Origin of the sequence: Eudoraea sp. (genome assembly GCF_049669105.1) — a bacterium.
GTDB lineage: Bacteria > Bacteroidota > Bacteroidia > Flavobacteriales > Flavobacteriaceae > Eudoraea.
The window spans coordinates 1-20,849 of sequence record NZ_JBATKE010000019.1; the positions used below are offsets into that span (position 1 = coordinate 1).

The 20,849-nt window shown below is 37.8% G+C and carries 17 protein-coding genes; 16 read left to right on the forward strand and 1 reads right to left on the reverse strand.

Annotated elements, in window-relative coordinates; translation table 11 throughout:
- Nucleotides 1-74 precede the first annotated feature (74 nt).
- The 6 genes from WBM60_RS01235 (at nucleotide 75) to WBM60_RS01260 (ending at nucleotide 11,890) form a co-directional block, all read left to right on the forward strand.
- Entirely contained in the window at nucleotides 75-2,384 is a 2,310-nt protein-coding gene (locus tag WBM60_RS01235; RefSeq protein WP_424278520.1) for an NADP-dependent malic enzyme, read from the forward strand.
- 30 nt (nucleotides 2,385-2,414) lie between these two features.
- Nucleotides 2,415-2,996, forward strand: coding sequence for a Holliday junction branch migration protein RuvA (ruvA, locus tag WBM60_RS01240; protein ID WP_424259605.1), 582 nt, complete (start codon nucleotides 2,415-2,417; stop codon nucleotides 2,994-2,996).
- A gap of 6 nt (nucleotides 2,997-3,002) precedes the next feature.
- Nucleotides 3,003-10,190, forward strand: coding sequence for a cell surface protein SprA (sprA, locus tag WBM60_RS01245; protein ID WP_424276333.1), 7,188 nt, complete (start codon nucleotides 3,003-3,005; stop codon nucleotides 10,188-10,190).
- A gap of 167 nt (nucleotides 10,191-10,357) precedes the next feature.
- On the forward strand, nucleotides 10,358-10,738 hold the full coding sequence (gcvH, locus tag WBM60_RS01250; RefSeq protein WP_424259603.1) for a glycine cleavage system protein GcvH: 381 nt from the start codon (nucleotides 10,358-10,360) through the stop codon (nucleotides 10,736-10,738).
- On the forward strand, nucleotides 10,704-11,132 hold the full coding sequence (locus WBM60_RS01255; RefSeq protein ID WP_424259602.1) for a VanZ family protein: 429 nt from the start codon (nucleotides 10,704-10,706) through the stop codon (nucleotides 11,130-11,132). Before gcvH ends, WBM60_RS01255 begins: the two co-directional genes overlap by 35 nt.
- 53 nt (nucleotides 11,133-11,185) lie before the next feature.
- Entirely contained in the window at nucleotides 11,186-11,890 is a 705-nt protein-coding gene (locus WBM60_RS01260) for an energy transducer TonB (protein WP_424259601.1), read from the forward strand.
- A 65-nt stretch (nucleotides 11,891-11,955) separates the two neighbouring features.
- Here the strand turns inward: WBM60_RS01260 and WBM60_RS01265 are convergent, their stop codons facing one another.
- A complete protein-coding gene (locus tag WBM60_RS01265; RefSeq protein ID WP_424259600.1) occupies nucleotides 11,956-12,864 on the reverse strand; it encodes an MBL fold metallo-hydrolase in 909 nt (302 codons plus the stop codon).
- Between the two features lie 141 nt (nucleotides 12,865-13,005).
- Here WBM60_RS01265 and cyoE point away from each other — a divergent pair, with 141 nt between their 5' ends.
- The 10 genes from cyoE (at nucleotide 13,006) to WBM60_RS01315 (ending at nucleotide 20,846) form a co-directional block, all read left to right on the forward strand.
- A complete protein-coding gene (gene cyoE / locus WBM60_RS01270) occupies nucleotides 13,006-13,905 on the forward strand; it encodes a heme o synthase (RefSeq protein WP_424259599.1) in 900 nt (299 codons plus the stop codon).
- Between the two features lie 5 nt (nucleotides 13,906-13,910).
- The gene (locus tag WBM60_RS01275; RefSeq protein ID WP_424259598.1) at nucleotides 13,911-14,492 is read left to right on the forward strand and encodes a cytochrome c oxidase subunit 3; all 582 of its coding nucleotides are present in this window, start codon (nucleotides 13,911-13,913) and stop codon (nucleotides 14,490-14,492) included.
- 99 nt (nucleotides 14,493-14,591) lie between these two features.
- A complete protein-coding gene (locus WBM60_RS01280; RefSeq protein WP_424259597.1) occupies nucleotides 14,592-15,566 on the forward strand; it encodes a cytochrome c oxidase subunit 3 in 975 nt (324 codons plus the stop codon).
- Between the two features lie 50 nt (nucleotides 15,567-15,616).
- A complete protein-coding gene (locus WBM60_RS01285; protein ID WP_424259596.1) occupies nucleotides 15,617-16,000 on the forward strand; it encodes a cytochrome C oxidase subunit IV family protein in 384 nt (127 codons plus the stop codon).
- A gap of 73 nt (nucleotides 16,001-16,073) precedes the next feature.
- Nucleotides 16,074-16,706, forward strand: coding sequence for a hypothetical protein (locus tag WBM60_RS01290; protein ID WP_424282660.1), 633 nt, complete (start codon nucleotides 16,074-16,076; stop codon nucleotides 16,704-16,706).
- A complete protein-coding gene (locus WBM60_RS01295; protein WP_424282661.1) occupies nucleotides 16,706-17,431 on the forward strand; it encodes an SCO family protein in 726 nt (241 codons plus the stop codon). Before WBM60_RS01290 ends, WBM60_RS01295 begins: the two co-directional genes overlap by 1 nt.
- Nucleotides 17,424-17,963 carry a DUF420 domain-containing protein gene (locus tag WBM60_RS01300; RefSeq protein WP_424259593.1) on the forward strand — a complete coding sequence of 180 codons (540 nt, stop codon included), beginning with the start codon at nucleotides 17,424-17,426 and terminating at the stop codon, nucleotides 17,961-17,963. Before WBM60_RS01295 ends, WBM60_RS01300 begins: the two co-directional genes overlap by 8 nt.
- A 42-nt stretch (nucleotides 17,964-18,005) precedes the next feature.
- Nucleotides 18,006-18,218, forward strand: a complete 213-nt coding sequence (locus tag WBM60_RS01305; protein WP_424259592.1) for a hypothetical protein — start codon at nucleotides 18,006-18,008, stop codon at nucleotides 18,216-18,218.
- Between the two features lie 111 nt (nucleotides 18,219-18,329).
- A complete protein-coding gene (locus WBM60_RS01310) occupies nucleotides 18,330-19,574 on the forward strand; it encodes an ABC transporter permease (RefSeq protein ID WP_424282662.1) in 1,245 nt (414 codons plus the stop codon).
- Between the two features lie 12 nt (nucleotides 19,575-19,586).
- Nucleotides 19,587-20,846 carry an ABC transporter permease gene (locus tag WBM60_RS01315; protein WP_424276335.1) on the forward strand — a complete coding sequence of 420 codons (1,260 nt, stop codon included), beginning with the start codon at nucleotides 19,587-19,589 and terminating at the stop codon, nucleotides 20,844-20,846.
- Nucleotides 20,847-20,849 lie beyond the last annotated feature (3 nt).

Consider the following 20,849-nt stretch of genomic DNA (forward strand, 5'->3'; position numbering starts at 1 on the left):
GTAATTTTAATTGTATTCAAAGATATGTTCGTATCCCAAGAAATACTCTTAAATTTGAGATTCAAAATGTATCCATGGCCGACGAGAAAAAAAGAAGAGAAGCACTGATCTATCATGCCAAACCTACACCGGGTAAAATTAAAATTGTTCCGACTAAACCCTATGCTACTCAGCGTGATCTGGCGCTTGCTTATTCTCCCGGTGTTGCTGTACCCTGCCTGGAGATAGCAAAGGACAAGGAGAATGTGTATAAATACACAGCCAAGGGAAATCTTGTTGCCATTATTACTAACGGCACTGCTGTTTTGGGACTTGGAGATATTGGTCCGGAGGCTTCCAAGCCTGTAATGGAAGGCAAGAGTTTACTTTTTAAAATTTTTGCAGACATAGATGGTATGGATATAGAACTTGATACAAAAGATGTAGAAAAGTTTATAGAAACCGTAAAGATCATTGCGCCTACTTTTGGAGGGATAAATCTGGAGGATATTAAAGCTCCTGAAGCTTTTGAAATTGAAAGGAGATTAAAGGAAGAGCTTGATATACCGGTGATGCATGACGATCAGCACGGAACGGCAATAATATCGTCAGCGGCATTGTTAAATGCCCTGGAGATAGCAAAGAAAAAAATTGAAAAAGTAAAAATCGTTGTTAGTGGTGCAGGGGCTGCAGCGGTTTCATGTACAAGACTTTATAAAGCCTTTGGAGCTGTATCAGAGAATATCGTAATGTTAGATAGCAAAGGTGTAATTCGCCAGGATGCAGAGAATCTTTCCAAAGAAAAACTCGAGTTTGCCACAAAGCGGAAGATAAACACTTTGGAGGAAGCCATAATTGATGCAGACGTATTTATCGGCCTTTCAATTGCCGATATCCTGACTCCGGCAATGCTTAAATCTATGGCAAAAGACCCAATAGTCTTTGCTATGGCAAATCCTGATCCTGAGATAAAATATGAATTGGCCTGCAGCACCAGAGATGATGTTATTATGGCTACCGGAAGATCTGATCACCCCAATCAGGTAAATAATGTGCTGGGTTTTCCTTTTATATTTCGAGGGGCACTCGATGTTAGAGCGACTAAAATTAACGAAGCCATGAAAATGGCTGCCGTAAGGGCATTGTCTGAATTGACCAAGCAACCAGTTCCCGAACAGGTGAATATTGCGTATGGCGAAACCAGGTTAACCTTTGGAAAGGACTATATAATTCCAAAACCATTTGATCCAAGACTTATAGCCGAAATACCACCGGCGGTAGCAAAAGCAGCCATGGAGAGTGGCGTTGCCAAGGCCCCGATAGAAGACTGGAACAGGTATAGGGAAGAACTTCTTAAACGATCCGGAGATGATAATAAGGTGATGCGCCTATTGATGAGTAGAGCCAAGAGTAATCCAAAAAGGATTGTTTTTGCCGAAGCGAATCATATTGATGTGTTGAAAACTGCTCAAATTGCCCATGAAGATGGTATAGCTATCCCTATCTTATTGGGAAACAAAGAGGTCATCCTGGAATTGAAAAATGAATTAGAGTTTGATGCAGATGTTCTAATTATTGATCCTAAGGACGAATCTTCTGAAGCGAAAAGAAAAAGTTACGCAGCTAAGTTTTTCGAAGCAAGAAAAAGGAACGGAGTAACCTTATATGGTGCGAGCACTAAAATGAGGGAGCGTAATTATTATGGAGCAATGATGGTCCTGGAAGGAGATGCAGATGGAATGATTTCAGGGCATTCAAGGGCATATGCCAATGTGGTGAAGCCAATTTTTGAAGTCATAGGAAAAGCAAATAATGTTTCAAGGGCGGCAACTGCCCATATTATGATTACCCAAAGAGGTCCTTTAATTCTTGCAGATACCTCAATAAATATTGATCCCACTGCAGAAGAATTGGCAGAGATAACTCAGATGACAGCCAATCTGGGTATGGCCTTTGGTTTTGATCCTGTTTTGGCATTGCTATCGTATTCTAATTTTGGTTCTTCCAACCATCCACATGCAATTAAGGTAAGGGAAGCGGTTAAGATTTTACACTCAAGAAGTCCACAATTAATAGTGGATGGCGAAATACAAACTGATTTTGCGCTCAGCAAAAAACTTCGAAAAAGTCAGTTCCCTTTTTCCTTGCTGGGAGGTAAAAAAGTGAATACATTAATTTTCCCCAATCTTGAATCTGCAAATATTACTTATAAACTGCTTAAAGAACTTCATGCTGCAGATTCAATTGGTCCAATTATGCTGGGCCTAAGAAAAGCAGTTCACGTTTTGCAATTGGGGGCCAGTGTTGAGGAGATGGTAAATATGACTGCCGTGGCAGTTATAGATGCTCAGGAGCGCGAGAAAAGGCGGAAAGTTAAAATGGGATTAAGTAACGAGACGGATTAATAAACCATTTCATCAACAAATAAAGTACGAATGATTACCCATTTAAAAGGCAGGCTTGTAGAAAAGAATCCCACTTACGTAGTAATAGAATGTGCCGGAGTTGGTTATTTCGTAAATATTTCACTTCATACTTTTTCAAAAATCACAGATTCTGAAAATATTCAACTTTACACCCACTTACAGGTAAAGGAAGATTCGCATACCCTTTATGGGTTTGCAGAAAACTCTGAAAGAGAAATATTCAGATTATTACTGTCTGTTTCAGGAATCGGATCAAATATTGCAAGAACCATGCTTTCTTCGCTTACACCCTTACAGATTAAAAATGCAATTGCCTGTGGGGATGTTCCTACAATTCAGGCGATCAAGGGTATAGGTGCAAAAACAGCTCAACGCGTTATTTTAGACCTAAAAGACAAGGTTTTAAAAATCTATAATATTGACGAAGTTTCACCAAATTTAAACAATACAAATAAAGAAGAAGCGTTATCTGCTTTAGAGGTTCTCGGGTTTGCCCGAAGGCAGTCAGAAAAGGCTGTAGACAAGGTTTTATCCCAGGACCCCACTCTAAGCGTAGAGGACATTATAAAACAAGCGCTTAAAAATTTGTAAATAAGTTTGAAAACAGGGGCAAAATCAATTCTTAAATCATATTCATTTAAGCTTTTTTTACTTTCCTTCATTTTTCTTGGAGTTATAAATACAATACAGGCCCAGGAAACTAATGAACAGGAAACCGATTCTGTACAGATAGATTCTGTTCAGACAGGATTTGCTTTGGGGAGAATTTTACTGGAGAACCCAAATAGCATTGTTTCCAAATATACTTATGATCCCAAGCTTGACAGATATATCTATTCTGAAATGGTGGGAGATTTTGATATTAGCTATCCCATTATACTTACGCCTGAACAGTATTTGGATCTGGTACAACAAGAAAACATGAAGTCCTATTTTAAGGAGAAAATAGATGCCTTCACAGGAAAAAAAGCAGGTTCCGAAGAAGCTCGAAAAAACCTGCTTCCTAATTTCTATGTGAATAGCGGATTTTTTGAAACCATATTTGGGGGAAATACTATCGAAGTAATACCTCAGGGATCTGTTGCCATGGACCTTGGTGTAATTTGGCAAAAAAATGATAATCCGGCACTTTCTCCAAGAAACCGTACCAATCTCTCATTTGATTTTGACCAGCGTATTAGTTTAAGCTTGCTGGGAAAAATTGGTGAACGGCTGCAGGTAACTGCTAACTACGATACTGAAGCTACTTTCGACTTTCAGAATTTAATAAAATTAGATTACACACCGACAGAAGACGATATTATAAGAAAAATAGAGGTTGGTAATGTAAGTTTCCCTCTAAACAGCTCTCTGATTAGAGGAGCACAAAGCCTTTTTGGTGTAAAAACTCAATTGCAGTTTGGAAGGACTAGCGTAACTGCGGTTTTCTCTGAGCAGCAATCTCAAAATAGTTCAGTAGTAGCTCAGGGTGGCGGCACCTTGAATGATTTTGAATTGTCTGCCCTGGATTACGATGAGGATAAGCACTTTTTTTTAGCTCAATATTTTAGGGATCAGTATGATGGGGCTTTAACCAATTATCCTTTTATCAAAAGTCAGGTTCAAATTACACGACTTGAAGTTTGGGTCACAAACAGGGGTCAGCAAACACTTAATGTAAGAAACATAGTAGCCATTCAGGATTTAGGAGAGGCTCTTAAGGAAAAAACAAGGATTGGATTGGCAAATGGTGAACCGGCAGGGTTTTTTAATACCTCAGCTTCCAACCAGGATTTACCCAGAAATAATGCGAATGACTACGATCCGCTGTTAATTGATAATGGTGGGGTGCTAAACTCGAACATAAGGGATATTGCTACGGTAGATGATGGTTTTGACATAAATACCGGATATCAGGTAAATCAGGGATTTGACTATGCTATTTTGGAAAACGCCAGAAAACTTGAAACGGGAAGAGACTTCCAGTTTGATTCTCAATTGGGATATATTTCTTTGAACCAACGCTTAAGCAATGATGAAGTACTCGCTGTAGCCTTTCAGTATACCTACAATGGCGAAATATTTCAGGTTGGTGAATTTGCGAATGGTGGAATAGATGCTACAACGGTTACCCCAGGTGTCGAAGTTCCGCAAATTAATAACAATACACTTGTTCTGAAATTGCTAAAAAGTAATATTACCAATGTGAATGACCCTATCTGGGATCTGATGATGAAAAACATATATGCCACGGGTGCTTTTCAATTAAGTCAGGATGATTTTAGGTTCAATATCTTATATTCAGATCCAACCCCAAGAAATTATATTTTACCGGTGGTTGAAGGTCCGGGTTCCGGATGGCCCGATGAAAATTCTCCTGATGGTGCTTTGCAGGATAGGATTCTACTGGATGTTTTTAATCTGGATCGCCTTAATACTTTTAATGACGTTCAGAGTGGTGGAGATGGTTTCTTCGATTTTGTTCCCGGGATTACCGTCAACACTCAAAACGGCCTATTACTTTTCACAAAAGTTGAACCTTTTGGGGAGTTTCTGTTTGATGTATTAGGAGGTGGTACTTATGATGTTGATAATGATCAGGGATATAATGAAAACCAACAAAAATATGTTTTCAGAAATATGTATGCCCTAACTAAAGCGGCATCTTTACAAGATGCTGAGAAAAACAGATTTAAGCTAAAGGGGCGTTATAAATCTGAAGGATCAAGTGGTATCCCTATAGGTGCCTTTAATGTTCCCAGAGGATCTGTACGAGTAACTGCAGGTGGCCGCCAATTGCAGGAAGGAATAGATTATACGGTAAATTATCAGGCAGGAACAGTTCAGATATTAGATCCCAGTTTGCAAGCTTCAAATACACCAATAAATATCTCTGTAGAGAACAATGCGATTTTTGGCCAGCAAACCAGGAGATTTACTGGTTTTAATATTGAACATCAATTCACCAAGAATTTTATTTTAGGCGGAACTTTTCAAAACTTAAATGAAAGGCCTCTTACCCAAAAGTCCAATTATGGAGTGGAACCGGTAAACAATAGCATCTTTGGTCTTAATGCTAATTTTTCGACCGAAGTTCCTTTTTTAACCAGGTTGGTAAATAAATTGCCTAATATAGATACAGATGTTGCCTCAAATGTATCTGTTCGTGCTGAAGCCGCATACCTCAACCCTAACTCTCCTAAAAATGCAGACTTTCAGGGAGAAACTACAACTTATTTAGATGATTTTGAAGGTGCGCAGGCCCTAATAGATATCCGTTCTTCCTTAGGCTGGTCATTGGCCAGTACGCCAGAGGAGTTTAGAATTGATGGTGAGCAGGATTTGGAAACAGGTTTTGAAAGAGCAAAAATGGCCTGGTATACGATAGACCCAATTTTTTATACGAACCAACGTCCTTCTGGTATTAATGATAATGATATATCTACAAATGAGACCCGTAGAGTTTTTATAGATGAAGTATTTCCACAGGTAGATATCGCCCAGGGACAAACTACCGTTCAGAATACTTTCGATATGGCCTATTATCCGGGCGAAAAAGGACCTTATAATGCAAGTTCAACCTTTGACGGCCTCCAGCCAAATCAAAAATGGGCCGGAATGATGCGTTCTTTGAGCAGTACAAATTTTGAGCAATCAAATGTTGAGTTTGTACAGTTCTGGGTTATGGATCCATATGTAGATGGTATCGCTACCGGTCCGGGTGAATTGGTTATCAATTTAGGAAATATCTCTGAGGACATTCTGGATGATGGAAGAAAACAATATGAAAACGGTTTACCGGGACTAAACAGCAATGATCTAACCACAGCAACCGATTGGGGCGTTGTTCCGGCTACCCAATCTCTTGTTTATGCTTTTGATGCCAGCGAAACTAACCGTTCTCTGCAGGATATTGGTTTTGATGGCCTTGATGATAGTCTGGAAGCTGCACAGGGGTACAATGGTCCCGCTGAAGATCCGGCTCTCGATAACTTCCAATACTATTTGAACAGAGATGGGGGCATTTTAGAACGTTACCTTGACTTTAATAATCCACAGGGAAATTCACCTGTTACTGTAACAAATACCGATCGGGGCTCCACAACTTTGCCCGACGTGGAAGACGTTAACCGTGACCTTACAATGAATACTATTAACAGCTATTTTGAGTATCGTATTCCTATTAAACCTAACACCACTATTAACGATCTCTATGTTACCGATATCAGTGAAGGAACAACGCCAGAGTTGCCAAATGGAACTACACTAAACCGCAGATGGATTCAGTACAAAATTCCATTAAGTGATTTTACGGATGCAGTAGGAGGAGTAACAGATTTTAGATCTATTAGTTTTATGCGGATGTATCTTACGGGCTTTACAGATGATGTGGTTTTGCGATTTGCTACCCTGGATCTTGTACGTATCGATTGGAGAAATTATTTAAAATCCCTGTCATCAAATAACGATGATCCAACGGATGATGCGACTATAGTTGATGTCAATACTGTAAACATAGAAGAGAATAATTCCAGAACGCCTATTCCTTATGTTTTACCTCCGGGAGTGCTAAGAGAACAATTAAATAATAATAACACTATCATTCGTCAGAATGAACAGTCGTTATCATTCAAAGTTGAGAATCTTGAGCCTCAGGACTCCCGAGGTGTCTTTAAAAATGTAAATATTGATATCCGACAATACAAGAAGTTAAAAATGTTTTTACATGCTGAAAAGATTGTAAATTCTGATTATCTGGATGATGATGTACCCTTGGTCGCATTTCTAAGGATAGGCACAGATTTCTCTGAAAATTTTTATCAGATAGAAGTCCCTTTAAAGTTCACTCCTTTTGGCTCTGCAACTCCGGAAGAAATTTGGCCGGAAATAAATGAATTGGATATTGCTCTGAGCGACCTCACGAAAGTTAAATCACAAGGTATTGCTGACCAAACCCTAAATGAAATTAGTTTTTATGAAATAATTGATGGGGAAGTTGTTTCGGTTGATGAATTTGCTCCCAGGGTATTGGGGCAGATCCGAATTGGAATCAGAGGAAACCCTTCTATAGGGACGCTGCGAAGTGCTATGTTGGGGGTTAAAAATATTGATAATCTGCCCGCTCGCGGCGAAGTTTGGTTTAACGAATTACGTATGGCAGGTTTGGATAATAATGGGGGTTGGGCAGCACTTGCCGCCGTTGATGCCAACTTAGCTGATTTTGCTAATGTCACTGCCACTGGAGGTAAAAGCACTCCGGGATTTGGTTCAGTAGATCAAAGGCCAAATGAACGTTCCAGAGAGGACGCAGTAGCCTACGACGTAGTCACGAATGTATCTGTCGGACAACTTCTACCTAAAAAATGGAATGTTCAAATTCCTTTTAATTATGGAATTTCAGAGCAATTAATAACACCCGAATTTGATCCTGTGTATGACGATTTAAAACTTGAGGACAGGATAGATGCGGCCGCTACGCAGGCCGAACAGGACGAAATTAGAGAGCAGTCAGAAGACTATACAAAGAGAACAAGTATAAACTTTATCGGTGTACGAAAAAATAGGGGTCCTGAAGCTAAACCCCATATTTATGATATTGAAAATTTTACTTTTAATTATTCTTATAACCAGACGGATCACAGGGATTTTGAAGTTGCGAGTTTAAAGGATCAGAATGTAAAGACAGGTTTTGTTTACAACCATAATTTTAACCCTGTTTCGGTCGCACCTTTTGAAAAAAAGGATTCCTTATTTACAGGGAGCTACTTAAAATGGTTGAAAGACATAAATTTTAATCTGTTGCCGACCAGTTTTTCAGTTCAGTCAGATTACAATCGTCAATTTAACCAGCAACGTTTTAGAGATGTACTGGAAGCTGGTGTAGAAAAACTTGCATTACCATTGCTCCAGCAAAGAAACTATCTTTTTAATTGGCAATATGCGCTTAATTATAGTTTATCCAAATCACTGCGCCTGAATATCACGGCCTCCAACAATAATATTGTACGAAACTATTTTGAAGAGGATGGCAACCCTGATTCAGATATTAACCAGGACCTGAATATTTGGAATGGCTTCTTTGATATCGGAGAACCCAACAGGCATGCCCAGCAGTTTCAGTTAAATTATGATATTCCACTAAACAAGATACCTATCCTGGACTTTATCAATGCGCAATATACTTACACCAGTAATTTTGATTGGCAACGAGGTGGCGACGCTCTAAATGAAGTGGTACAGGAAGCCCTTGGAGATCCCAATGCTGTTATTAACACTATTCAAAATGCCAATACACATACGATTACCACTGCACTGAGCATGCAACGTCTTTATGATCAAATAGGTCTTAAAAGGAGGAGCGGCAAAGGAGAGGTTGGGGATACTCCTGTTCGCCGGGATAAAGCCGGAAATCCTGCTGCCGGGGAGAAAAAGCCCAAAAAGAAGAGTAGTGCCGGATTCAACACGGTTATTGATATAGTAACAATGGTAAAACGAATTAACGTCAATTACAGAGAGAATAACGGTACGGTTTTACCCGGATATACACAGTCTATCGGATTTATTGGAACCACAAGGCCAACTTTAGGTTTTGTCTTCGGAAGCCAGAAAGATGTGCGTTTTGAAGCAGCACGTAATGGCTGGCTTACCCCTTATAATGAATTTAACGAACAATTTATAAAGCGTACAAACAAACAGCTGAACATTACCGCTACGGCGCAACCTGTTCGGGATTTGACTATTGATTTATTGGCAGACAGGCAATTTTCCAGCAGTTTACAGGAGAATTATGAGATCGACGCGGGAGAGTATATCCCGCAAACACCTAACACTTTTGGAAACTTCAGTATATCCACAATAATGATTGGTACATCATTTAGTAAAAGTGATGAATTTGAATCAAAGAATTTTGAAACTTTCAAAAATAACAGGCTTGTTGTATCAGAAAGGTTATTCTCAGACAGGTCGAGTCCGGATGAAGGCCTGGATGAGAATGGATATCCTTTAAGATATGGCCCAACAAGTCAGGACGTAATTTTACCGGCTTTCTTTGCAGCCTACACCGGTCAGGATGTAAATAGGGTTAATTTAGATGCTTTTAGAGATATTCCCGTACCAAATTGGAATATTAAATATACCGGGTTAATGCGGATTAAATCCTTTAAAAAGATGTTCAAACGTTTTTCATTGAGCCACGGTTACCGATCTGCCTACAGTATAAATACTTTTCAAACTAATCTGGAAAGATCTCAGCTTGTCAATGATAATCTTCCGCCAATTAATCCGGAAACACAGGATTATCTTCCGGAGAATATTATTAATAATGTGGTCCTTACAGACCAGTTTAATCCTTTAATTAGAGTGGATTTTGAAATGCAAAGTTCGCTGAGTATTTTGGCAGAAATAGGTACGGACAGGGCGTATTCTTTTAGCTTCGACAATAACTTACTTACAGAGATTAATGGCCAGGATTATACGCTGGGGCTGGGTTATCGTTTTAAGGATGTAAAATTTGTAACAAATATTGGAGGGCAGAAGCAAAGATTAAAAGGCGATTTAAACCTTAAGGCAGATTTTACTCTAAGAGATAATCTTACCATTATTAGAAATCTCAGCTTGGATAACAATCAGATAACTGCTGGGCAGAATTTATTGTCTACTAAATTTACAGCAGACTATGCCTTAAGTAAAAACCTGAACGCTTTATTCTTCTTTGATTATTCATTCTCGAAGTTCGCTGTTTCTACCGCATTTCCTCAAACTACGATCAATACTGGGTTTACAATTCGATATAATTTCGGAAACTAAAGACTTTTTAGGCGTTTATTAGAATAAACGTCCTTACAATATTTATTTAGGATATTGTTTTTATATGTTATCCGCGCAATTTAGGATTTAGCCTCTTATCCTGTCTATTTTTTTTGAAAACCAACAGATTATCTACTACATTTGCGGGCATAACAAAATGAATTAAAATGAATATACCATCCGAATTAAAATATACCAAAGATCACGAATGGATAAGGATTGATGGGGATATCGCTACCGTTGGCATTACAGATTTTGCACAGGGGGAACTTGGTGATATAGTATATGTTGAAGTAGAGACACTGGATGAAACTTTAGAGAAGGATGAAGTTTTTGGTACTGTCGAGGCCGTAAAGACAGTTTCTGATCTTTTTCTGCCACTAAGCGGGGAGATCATTGAATTTAACGAATTGCTGGAGGATGAACCGGAGAAAGTAAATTCAGATCCCTATGGTGATGGCTGGATGATTAAAGTAAGAATAAATGATGCCTCGGAGATCGACAGTCTTATGAGTGAAGCAGGTTATAAGGAGCTTATTGGTGTTTAAACGTTATGGGTTTACTATTGGCTTTATCTGCTGGATTTTAATTATTACTATCCTTAGCCTATCCTCATTTGAAGACATAGACACGGAGGGGATAAACATCCCTCACCTGGATAAATTGATTCATTTCTTTTTCTATTTTGTTGCTGCAACGCTGGGAATACTGTTAATTAGAGAACGCACAAAGGGACAATTTAATCTAACCCGGGCTATTATAATTTCTGGGCTGAGCGTTATTATTTATGGTATAATTATTGAAGTAATTCAAGATACATTTACCGAGAACAGAAGTGGAGAATTATATGATGTTCTGGCGAATAGCCTTGGTGCTTTTTTTGGTGCAGGTTTTATAATTATACTTTTTTCGGGTAAAACGCAGTTAAAATGGAAAGATTAATTGCTTTTTAATCAAATTAATAGTTAAATTAGCGAATATTAAAATTTTAGAAGATGGAACTAAAAAAGAATCCAAAAGCCGATTTAAGAAACAATAGTGGACTCTATTTTGTTTTAGGTTTGGCCTTTGTTATGTTAATTGTTTGGGGTGCATTTGAGTGGAAAACTTACGATAAATCCAGTGAATATGACATTTCTTTAAATGTTGAGGATAATTTGGATGAGGAAGTTCCCATGACAGAACAGATCAAAACACCTCCACCACCTCCGCCACCAGCTGCTCCTGAAGTAATTGAAGTCGTAGAGGATGAGGAAGAAGTAGAAGAGACTGTTATTGAATCAACAGAGACTAGTCAGGAAGAAGCGGTTATTGAAGTTGAGGATGTTGATGTTGACGAAATGGAAGAAGACGTAGATGTTCCATTTGCGGTAATTGAAGATGTGCCTGTATTTCCTGGTTGTGAAGGAGCCAGCGATAAAAGAGCATGTTTTAATGAAATGATGCAAAAACATATCCGTAAAAACTTCCGTTATCCAGAAATTGCTCAGGAAATGGGTGTTCAGGGAAGAGTAAATGTTATGTTTACTATTCAGAAAGATGGAAGCATTGGAAATATTAGATACAGAGGTCCGGATAAAAATCTGGAAGCAGAAGCATTGCGAATTATTGAAAAACTTCCCAGAATGACTCCTGGCAAGCAGAGAGGAAGAGCGGTTAGGGTGCCTTTTAGTATTCCAATTACCTTTAAATTACAATAAGATCAAAAACTATAAATATTTTTAAACCCTGACCAGACAACGGCAGGGTTTTTTTCTGTACCAAATTATTCGCTCTTTAAACTTTTATAGAAGGTCTCGCGCATGGCTTCTGGTTTAATAAAGCCATTACCATGAGTGTTATCATAGGCCGCACTAATGCTGGTGTCGGTTTTTACTTCTTCAAGGGTTTTTCCTGCTTCAATAGCGGCCAGAATACTAGTCTTTACACCTTCTAACATGGCAACATAAATTTCCAGTTCTTTTTTTGTGGAAGGCCCGCCATGACCAGGAATAATTTTTGTCTCTTCACCTATTACCATTAGCACTTTTTTATGAGCATCAATAAAACCCTGTAAACTACCACCACTATTCAAATCAATATAGGGATACCTCCCGGCAAAATAAGTGTCACCCATATGTATAACGTCATTATTAACAAAATAGACCATGGCATCACCATCTGTGTGGGCATTATGAACATGAAAAGCCATGATCGTTTCTTCTCCGTCATGAAATGTAATATCCTCCGAAAAGGTAACTTCGGGCAGCATTTTATTGTAATACTCTTTGGTGATTTTTTTATCATCTAATTCTTTTTGCTGATTGGCCATAACCCGTTTCCGAACATTGTCGTGTGCTACAAGTGTGGTAAGGTCATTATTGAAATTCGCGTTTCCTCCGGTATGGTCACCGTGCATATGTGTGTTAAAGAGAAATGCAATGGGTTTATTGGTAAGCGATTCAATAGCTTTTTTTATTTTCTCGCTTAACCGATCAAATTGGTCATCGATCATAAAGACATTCTTATGACCGATGTAGACACCTATGTTACCACCTTGCCCTGTAAGCATATAAACTTCATCCGAAAGCTTATCAATGCCAATAACCACTTCCTGGTCTTGCGCAGACAATAACGAAATGCAAATGGTTGAGATAAAGGCCAGAAACATAACTTTAGTTTTATAAATATTCATAGATTCCTATATTTATTGGTGTATACTTTAAAGATAGCATAAACAAACGTATTTCGTTGCAGGAAAATGTAATGGGCCTTATCTTTGCCACCTCATAAAAGCGAATATTTTACTTCGCATTCTATAGATTAAGGATTTCAAATGAAGACGGTCGTTGGAACGGCAAACAATACAAAAAGCGTATTGACTTTTGCTGATTTTAAGGAGATTACCAAATCGAGACTCGCACTTAGCGTTGTCTTTTCATCTTTGGCCGGCTATCTTTTAGGGGCCTATGAGGTAAATCCCTTGTCACTTCTTCTGTTGGCATTTGGAGGTTACTGCATGGTAGGTGCGTCAAATGCATTTAATCAGGTTATTGAAAAAGACCTTGATGCTTTGATGAACAGAACAAGGAACAGGCCCATTCCGGCGGGTAGAATGTCTAGCAATAAAGCCATGACCCTGGCTATAATTATGACAATTTTAGGCGTGGTTAGCCTGTATATCCTCAACCCTAAAACGGCTATGTTTGGGGCTATTTCCATATTCCTATATACGAGTGTTTATACTCCTTTGAAAACAAAAACTCCGCTATCAGTTTTTGTTGGCGCAATTCCGGGAGCAATTCCGTTTATGCTCGGCTGGGTTGCTGCCACGAATAATTTCGGAATAGAACCGGGAACACTTTTCATGATCCAATTTTTTTGGCAGTTCCCTCACTTTTGGGCGTTAGCCTGGATGCTGGATGAAGATTATCAAAAAGGAGGATTTAAAATGTTGCCTACCGGGAAAAAGGATAAGGGCACCGCAATTCAGATAATAATGTATACAATTTGGATGATAATTATCTCCGTAATTCCGGCTTTTGGAATAACCGGGAGATTACATTTATCTATTCCGGCTGCTGTGATAATCCTTATTATGGGACTAGTAATGTTGTTTTTTGGCTTTAGATTATTTGAAAAAAGAGATAATAAATCGGCCAGGAAACTCATGTTAATAAGTGTAAGCTATATCACTCTTATGCAATTGGTTTATGTTATTGATAAATTTTTATAATTCATATGGATCTTACACAAGGGACAAGTAAAGAAAAGAATGCCAGGGCGAAGAAAATGATGCTGTGGTTTGGAATAGCAAGTTTGCTTATGGGATTTGCAGGATGGACCAGCGCATATATTGTAAGTAGTTCTCGTCCAGATTGGCTTAAAGACTTTGAACTGCCATCGGCATTTTTGTATAGTACTCTGATTATCATACTAAGTAGTGGCACTTATATCCTGGCAAGTAAAGCGATTAAATCAAATAATGCAAGCCTGGGTACCAAATGGTTGCTGCTTACACTATTACTGGGTATTGCATTTATTTTTATTCAGTTCTCTGGATTTTCACAGCTGATTAACCAGGGTTACTATTTTACTGGTCCTACCAGCAATATTACAATGTCCTACATTTTTTTAATTGCAACCGTGCACATTGTTCATGTCATTGCAGGACTAATTTCACTTTTGGTAGTATTGTATAATAACATTAAGAATAATTACTCCAATACGAACATGTTAGGAGTTGAACTGGGGGCGACTTTTTGGCATTTTTTAGATCTGTTATGGGTCTATCTGATACTGTTTTTTTATTTCTTTGGATAATAAATTAATACAAAATTTGATTTGTATCATAATTGGGCTTTTCTATAGTTGAAAAAAATGTAAATTTGCCATTATTCTTATAACACGATATATTTGTTTATGGATTCTACGGTAACAACGAGTACAGAAGAAAGCGTTTGGGGAGGCGGAAACCGACCTTTAGGAGCAAGTTATGGAAAGCTAATGATGTGGTTCTTTATAGTTTCCGATGCTTTGACGTTTTCAGGATTTTTAGCCTCTTATGGTTTTTCTAGATTTAAGTTTATAGAAACTTGGCCAATAGCCGATGAGGTATTTACTCACGTTCCATTTTTTCATGGAAATTTCCCAATGTACTATGTTGCATTTATGACATTTATCTTAATTATGTCATCGGTAACTATGGTACTTGCAGTTGATGCTGGTCACAAGATGATGAAGAATAAGGCCATTATATATATGTTCCTTACCATTATCGGAGGAGCTATCTTTGTGGGCTCTCAGGCATGGGAATGGGCTACATTTATAAAGGGTGATTATGGCGCGTTAGAAACAAGAGGTGGAAGAATTTTGCAGTTTGTAAAGGCAGACTCCGGTGAAAGAGCTGCGCTATCGGATTTTGCAAAGACATTGCCATCTGAACGTGTTGATCACGAAAGTAGAAATGGAGTATGGTTTTACAAGGGTGAAGCACTTCCCTCTTATAGTTTAAATGAAGTTGTAGAAGGATTAAAATCGAATCCCAACATCCTGATCAGAACGGAAACCATAGATGCTGAAGGAGAAAAAACACTTTTGACCAGGGAAGAATCATTGACAAAAATCAAGGATGCAAAATTAGTGGTTGAAGGAGCCAATTTAATAAGGAACGAATATGGGAGTCGACTTTTTGCTGATTTCTTTTTCTTTATTACAGGCTTTCACGGGTTCCACGTATTTTCAGGTGTAATTATCAATATCATAATTTTCTTTAATATTATCCTGGGTACCTATGAGAGAAGAGGTCACTATGAAATGGTTGAAAAAGTCGGGCTTTATTGGCATTTTGTAGATTTGGTCTGGGTATTTGTTTTCACCTTTTTCTATCTGGTTTAATAAAAAAGAAGTACTAAAAGAATATCATATTTAATATAATACTATTTAAAATGGCACACGCGCACAAGCTGGAGATTTTTAGAGGACTGATAAAATTTAAATCCAACACTCAAAAAATTTGGGGTGTATTGATTTTCCTGACCATTGTTACCGGAATAGAAGTAGCGCTAGGGATATCGAAACCGCATATTCTGGTAGCTAATACTTTTTTGGGGATGAAACTGCTTAACTGGATTTTTATAATCCTAACCCTGGTGAAGGCTTACTATATTGCATGGGATTTTATGCATTTGCGTGATGAGAAAAGTTCCTTGCGAAGGGCTATTGTATGGACACCAATTTTTTTAGTAGCCTACCTTATTTTTATACTCTTGTTCGAAGCAGATTATATTTATAATGTCTTTAAAGATGGCTATGTAACTTGGAATTTCTAACAAGGAATTAACAGCACATAAAGACGGTATAACAGCCGTCTTTTTTATTTTTGTAATGTCTAAACAATGACCAATGAAAAAGACATTCGTCTTAGTGGTACTTTTTATCTTGCCACTGGTTGCCTATTTATTTTTTGCCTCAGGGGTAAACAATTTTGGAAAACTCCCTATACTAACAGAGGGAGTACTAGATATTCCTCAAAATACAGATGAAGTTACCTTCGAGGATAAGATTACTATTTTGGGTTTTTTGGGAAATAATGTAGAACTTAAAAAGGGCAACGCATTTAATCTGAATCAAAAAATCTACAAGCCGTTCTATGAGTTTAATGATTTTCAAATGGTAATGCTTATGCCTATAGGAACTGAGGATAAGATTGAGGAATTAAAGTTGGAACTTGGAAATTTAGCTGATATTAAAAACTGGAAATTTGTATTTATTACAAATGAAGAAATCAGGGCGGTTTTCAATTCACTAAAGACAAATCTTAGTCTTGATGAAAACTTAGGAACCCATTATGTTTTTATAATTGACAAGAAGAAAAATCTCAGGGGCAGAACAGACGATGAAGAGGAGGCTACCAAATATGGCTTTAAGGCCACTTCCGTTGCAGAGCTTAATAACAAAATGGAGGACGACGTCAAAATCATTTTAGCGGAATACCGTTTGGCCCTTAAGAAGAACAATGCAGATAGAACAAACTAATGAAAAATAAATATACATATGTCTGGGTCTCACTTGTTGTCCTGGTTTTTGGTATCATTTTTATTCCTAAAATCATTGAACGCATAAAGACAGGGACCATCACGCAACATGATCGCATGAATCTTGCCGACAATGATGAAACACTTGGTTTTATCTATTTGAATAATGAGAAAAGAAAGGTTCCGGCTTTTGCATTTCTAAATCAGGATAGTCTGTTAATTTCACAAAAAGACTACGAAGGAAAGGTGTATATAGTTGAGTTTTTCTTCACAACATGTCCTTCAATTTGTCCTGTTATGAATACTAATCTGGTTGAAATTCAGGAAGAATTCAGGGATTTTGATGATTTTGGTGTAGCCTCATTTACAATTAACCCGGAATACGATACACCAAGGGTGTTGAAAGAGTATGCTGAAAAATATGGTATAAATGATATGGATTGGCATCTAATGACAGGGGACCGACAAGAAATCTATGACCTTGCAAATATTGGTTTTAATATTTTTGCCGCGGAAAATGCAGGAGTCCCCGGCGGATTTGAACATTCTGGCTTATTTGCACTGGTTGATAAAAATGGATATCTCCGCTCAAGAACTGATGATTTTGGAAACCCAATTATTTATTACCGGGGAACAATAAGCGAATCTCAGGGAGAAAATAATGAGGGAGAAAAAGAAGAGATTAGTATTTTAAAGGAAGACATAAAAAAACTTCTAAGTGAATAATGCAAACAAAACAATAAGGGAGCGGAAGTTTAACAGGATAATTACTGTAATATCTGTTTTGGTTCCTTTGGTAGTAGCGGTTTTATTTGGCGTAAAAATTCCAAATTCTGAACCTTTAGGATTTCTGCCGCCTATTTACGCTTCGATTAATGGACTTACAGCAGTCTTACTTATTTATGCTGTTTGGGCTATTAAGAATGGTAAAAGAGTTTTGCATCAGAATGTTATGAGTGCTTGTATTATCCTGTCTTTGCTCTTCTTACTCATGTATATTGCTTATCATATGACCGCAGATTCCACATCATATGAAGGAGTAGGTGTAATGAGGTATGTTTACTATTTTATACTTGTTTCGCATATAATTTTATCTATTGTTATTATACCGCTTGTTCTTAAGACTTATGCCCGAGCGTACTTAAAAGATTTTGAACGCCACCGTCAACTTGCCAGAATTACATTCCCTGTCTGGTTATATGTGGCCGTAACAGGAGTTATTGTTTATTTAATGATTTCACCATATTATGAATATTAAAAGTTTGTATTTTATGAATACCTATTCTAATAATATTATAGATTGAAAGTTAAAGGCTTTATACTCGTAGTTTTATTCTTTGTACTACCAAGGCTATCTTCAGCTCAATGTGCAATGTGCAGGGCAGTTCTTGAAAGTCAGGACGACAATTCTATGGCTGAAGGAATTAATAATGGGATTGTATATTTAATGGCACTTCCGTACATTCTGTTAGGTGTTCTTTTTTACTTTGTTTACAGGAAAATGAGGTCCTAAGATTAAAGGTGCAACTTTAACACTATTTTACAAATCCTACTGTAACAATTCCGGTTTCTGGAAGTCTTATTTAGTAGTAGTTATAACATCAATCGTTAATCATCCAACTCCATGTTCGATCTCGAAAGATGGCAGGAAATTTTTGATACAATCCGTAAAAACAAATTACGGACCTTCCTTACTGGACTTTCTGTGGCCTCTGGAATTTTTATACTTGTAATTTTGTTGGGCTTTGGTCAGGGTATGCGCAACGGTATTGCCCATGAATTTGAAGAAGATTCTGCTACCAGTGTATGGGTTTGGCCAGGAGTTACGTCTAAAGAATTTAAAGGACTTAATCCGGGTAGGAGTATCCAACTGAAAAATGAAAATTATACATCTTCCCTGGCTTTGTTTGGAGATGAAATTGAATACAAATCGCCCAGGGTATTTGTACGGAATGTCACGGTAAATTACGGAAAAGAGGCCTTGGTTTATGGAATACAGGGCGTTTCCTACGATTTTCAGTTTATTGAAAATGCAAAAATGTCTGAAGGGAGATTTTTAAATTACCAGGATGAAGTAAATACGGCTAAGGTCGCCATTATAGGAAATAAAATTAAGCACGATGTATTTAAGGACGTTGAAACCCCTTTGGGTGAGTACATAAATATATCTGGTGTATTATTTAAAATTGTTGGGATCTATTCCGAGAGGGAAGATCGTGAAGAAGAGCGTATATATATCCCCATAACTACGGCACAGAGAGTATTTAATGGGGGAGACCGGATTAATAATATGAGCTATACAATGCCAATGGTCGAAAACTTTGACGAGGCTGTGGTTCAGGCAATAGCTTTTAAGGAAAATTTGCGGACACACCTTCAGAAGGCACATACAGTATCACCAGAAGATACAGGTGCAATACAGGTATGGAGTGCATTGGAAGAAGCGAAGCGTTATTATAGTCTCACAGGAAATATTAAGTTCTTTTTCTGGTTTGTAGGGATCTGTACAATTATTGCCGGGGTTGTAGGTGTAAGCAACATTATGCTCATTGTTGTTAAGGAAAGAACAAGAGAAATAGGAATTCGAAAAGCCTTGGGTGCAAAACCATGGTCGATTGTAGGAATGATTTTGCATGAATCTATTTTTATAACAGCCATTTCCGGTTTTGCAGGACTTATTTTTAGCATGGGGCTTCTGGAAATAGTTGGACCGTATATAGAAGTGGATTACATCCTAAACCCTTCAGTTAATTTTAATGTGGCCATTTCTACTGTTTTCGTTCTGATTTTTGCCGGAACGGTTGCAGGTTTTTTCCCTGCATGGAGGGCGGCAAGTATTCATACTATCGAAGCCTTAAGAGACGAATAATTTAATGAGAATATGTTTAACAGAGATCGATGGAAAGAGATTTTAGAAGTACTGACCACTAATTGGTTCAGAACCTTGCTTACCGCTTTTGGTGTTTTCTGGGGCATACTCATATTAATTATCTTACTTTCTGCAGGAAAGGGCCTTGAAAATGGGATAAAAGCAGATTTTGGAGATATTGCAACAAATACTATGTTTATGTGGACGCGCAGCACAACCAAAGCGCATATGGGTTTACCTATTGGAAGAAGATTTCGATTTAAGGTAGAGGATGTAAAGAGCATAAGTGATAATATACCCAACCTACGGTTTATATCACCCAGAAATCAATTAGGGGGCTTTGGGAATGATAATAATGTTGTTAGAGGACTAAATACCGGGGCATATAACATATATGGCGACTATCCTGAGATAATTAACCAGGATCCCATGTCCATTACAGAAGGACGTTTTATAAATCAGAATGATATTCTGGAAAAACGGAAAATAGCAATTATTGGCGCCGGAGTAAGAAATGAGCTATATGATAAGGGAGAGACAGTAATAGGTAGCTATATAAAGATTCAGGGGGTAAATTTTATGGTAGTAGGCACCTATAAGAAGAAGAGTAATGATGGAAATGGGGAAGAGGCCCAAAAAGAAATATATGTACCCTTTACTTCTTTTTCGCAGGCATTTAATATGGGCAATGACGTAGGCTGGATGGCTATTACAGCCAATGATGGGACCTCTATTTCCAGTATAAAGGAAGATATTGTTAATTTAATGAAAACCAAACACAAAATACATCCTGAAGACACAAGGGCAGTTGGTTATTTTGATCTCTATGAACAGTATAACAGAGTGGAAAGCTTATTTGGAGCAATGAGTTTTATCGCCTATTTCGTAGGAATTTTAGTCTTATTATCCGGAATAATCGGAGTGAGCAATATTATGCTGATTGTAGTTAAGGAGAGGACCAAGGAAATAGGAATACGCAGGGCATTAGGTGAAGATCCCTGGTCTATTAAAAAGCAGATTCTTTTAGAATCAATTTTTCTTACAATTATATCCGGTATGGCGGGAATTATCATTGGAGCACTATTTATATATGGGGTTAATGCCTTATTAGATGCTAACGGCCCTGTGGATATGTTTTTGAATCCCAGTGTGAGCTTAGGTGTAGTTACCGTGGCACTATTCATTCTGGTATTGTCAGGATTACTTGCGGGTTTTATTCCCGCTCAAAGTGCTATAAAAGTAAAGCCAATAGATGCTTTAAGAACAGAATAAATT